3 protein-coding genes are annotated in these 2,685 nt (G+C 39.0%); all 3 read left to right on the top strand.

The features are described from left to right. Positions 1 to 76 precede the first annotated feature (76 nt). From csm3 to csm5, 3 genes are read left to right on the top strand one after another with little or no spacing between them, the layout of a single operon-like run. Positions 77 to 622 carry a type III-A CRISPR-associated RAMP protein Csm3 gene (gene csm3, locus BQ7314_RS03475; protein ID WP_245394905.1) on the top strand — a complete coding sequence of 182 codons (546 nt, stop codon included), beginning with the start codon at positions 77 to 79 and terminating at the stop codon, positions 620 to 622. 8 nt (positions 623 to 630) lie between these two features. Then, positions 631 to 1,584 carry a type III-A CRISPR-associated RAMP protein Csm4 gene (csm4, locus tag BQ7314_RS03470; protein WP_174482322.1) on the top strand — a complete coding sequence of 318 codons (954 nt, stop codon included), beginning with the start codon at positions 631 to 633 and terminating at the stop codon, positions 1,582 to 1,584. Position 1,585: 1 nt separating this feature from the next. Beyond that, positions 1,586 to 2,581, top strand: a complete 996-nt coding sequence (gene csm5, locus BQ7314_RS03465; protein WP_174482321.1) for a type III-A CRISPR-associated RAMP protein Csm5 — start codon at positions 1,586 to 1,588, stop codon at positions 2,579 to 2,581. Positions 2,582 to 2,685: the final 104 nt, after the last annotated feature.

Genomic DNA, 2,685 nt, shown 5'->3' with positions numbered 1-2,685 from the left:
TCAATGCGAATTGTATTTGATGAGCACCTGAGGCAATGGAATTATACTGCCATTCCTGACGCAACAACTTTATAAGTTGCCTAAGTTATTTCATGCACATTCCTTAGTAGGGGAAAGTAAAGGAAAACCTGTTTCTATTGAGTTAATAGAAAATTTAAAAGGTGATAAAAAAGACCAAGCGATGGCTATTGTGCAATTATTTGGCGCATCGGGAGACAGCAAAAACAGCGAATTAGCAGAAGAAATTGGCCCTACGAGACTTTCTTTTTGGGATTGTGCATTAAATAAAGAATGGGCTGAAAAAGTAGATAAAAATAATTGGCTCTATACCGAAGCAAAAAGTGAAAATACGATTGATCGTATCAGTGGTACAGCCAATAATCCACGCCAAACAGAGCGAGTCCCCGCAGGCGCTATCTTTGATTTTAAATTAGCCTTTAAAGTCTTAGATGAAACAGAAGAAGAGTTGCTTGAGATGGTTTTAACCGGCTTAAAATTATTAGCAATGGATGGTATTGGCGGTTCAGGTTCTCGGGGGTATGGAAAAATTAGCTGGCAAAATTTACGTTTAAACAAGGAAGATTTGCAAGCGAAATATCAAGCAATAGAGCCATTTAAATAGGAACTGTTATGCAACGATATACACTCAGCATACAACCAGAAACCGCTTTTGCCACTCCGCTAAAAGGGGATACCTTATTTGGGCAGGCGTGCTGGTTGATTCGACATTGTTATGGTGAAGAACAATTAAGCAATCTGCTAGAAGGATATACGGCACAAAAACCATTTATGGTGGTATCCGATGCGACACCCAAAGGCTATTTGCAACGTCCAACCGTGCCATTATCACTCTTGGGTTTTGATGTTACTGACTCTAAACAACGTAAGCAATTAAAAGGTAAAAAATGGTTTCCTGAATCGGTTTTATCTCAACCTTTGAATACATGGCATAACGTGGCATTAACCGCCAATGAAATGTTAGATACGATGGGGATAATAGGTGAATTAATGCAACAAGATAGCCAAAACCATAATAGTTTAAATCGAAAAACGGGGACAACAGGCAGTAGTGAGGGCTTTGCCCCTTTTCAGCGTTATATTACTTGGTATCACCCTGAAGTAGTATTAAATATTCAGGTAGAAATTGATGAACACCGTTTTTCTATTGAGCAATTACAAGAAGTATTTAGTCTCATGGGTATGCAAGGTTACGGTAAAGAAGCGAGCTGTGGTTTAGGGAAATTTACCCTAAAAAATGTCAGTCAACAAGAAAGGCTCAACCTTCCACAAGCCAATGCTTTTTTAACACTAGCCCCTTGTACGCCACAAGGCTTATCTTGGCATGATGAAGACTGCTATTACCAAATTTTCACCCGTTTTGGTCGGCATGGTGATCTTGCAGTACACAGCAACAACCCCTTTAAAAACCCCATATTAATGGCAGACAGTGATGCCGTTTTAACACCACAAACAATGGATACTCAACAAGGCTGGTGTGGGCAAGGTATGAGTGGTGTATCTAAAGCTATCACCGCCACGGTGCAGCAAGGTTATGCTCCCATTCATTTGATTAATCGAGGCTAAAATGACATCTATGCTACAGACGACACATTGCACGATTTCCAGTTTAACGCCCATACATATTGGATGTGGTGAGGATTATTATCCAACCAACTATGTCATTAAAGACGGGGCATTACATCATTTCTCTGCCGAAGGCATGATACAAGCATTAAGCCTCGCGGAAAGAAACGCCTTAGCCACTAAAGCCATGCAAAAAGGAGCGGATGGGTTAAAAGCTTTGCAAGCAGGTATTTATGCAAACAGTGATGCTTTAATTGAACAAGCGACACATTCTGTTCCTGTGACAGAAGCTATGGAGCATTTTTATCAAAGTCGTGTAGGTAAAGTAGCTCAACATGAAAAGCAAGGGCGCAAAATACAGAATATTTTAGAAATACAGCGTCATGCCTATAATCCTTATACGCAACAGCCTTATATTGCAGGCAGTGGTATTAAGGGAGCCATTCGTACCGCCTTACTCGACCAGTTAAATGATCATAAAGACCATAATTTTGATGAAAATCGCAGCGCACCAAGGCATGCGGGCGAACAGCTACAAAAAAAACTAATCGAGTATCAAAATATTACTGATGATCCTTTTAGGCTTTTAAAAATAAGTGATGCCCCCTATCAACACCCAGATGAGTTAAATGGTTTGGAAATACGCTTTATTGTCAATCGTAAAAAACAACAGCGTAAAAAAATGGAAAGTCAGGGTATACCTTTAAAAATGGAATGTCTGCCTGCCAATCGCAGTAAAAGCCTGAGTTTTGATATTCGTTTTTTAGATTCGACAGAGAAAAGCATTCCGCAAATGCGCGATATACAACAATTAGTCAATATCTGTAATGCGTATTATCTGCCTCAACTAGAAAACGAATTACGCTTATTACACGATTTAAACTATGTTAACCCCATATGGCGACAAGAAATACAAAACTTATTAGATGGTGAAATCGGGAGAGCAATCGCCAAACAACAAGTATTTTTATTACGCTTAGGAATGAGCACAAATTAATTTAGGCAAGTTCAATTTAAGAATTATAATGATGCAACTCATAAACTTTATTTAAAATCGACCCAAGATAAAACCTTACTCAAAAGAAATTGAAGCGCAGATGC

The organism is methanotrophic endosymbiont of Bathymodiolus puteoserpentis (Logatchev), from assembly GCF_900128525.1.
In the GTDB taxonomy this organism is placed as follows: Bacteria; Pseudomonadota; Gammaproteobacteria; order Methylococcales; family Methylomonadaceae; genus Methyloprofundus.
Note: the sequence above shows the minus strand (reverse complement) of the source record. Positions and strands in the feature narration are given on the sequence as shown.

What these genes read in the sequence shown, in the direction of transcription:
- csm4 (WP_174482322.1), top strand. Translation starts at nt 631, where the DNA reads ATGCAACGATATACACTCAGCATACAACCAGAAACCGCTTTTGCCACT.
- csm5 (WP_174482321.1), top strand. Translation starts at nt 1,586, where the DNA reads ATGACATCTATGCTACAGACGACACATTGCACGATTTCCAGTTTAACG.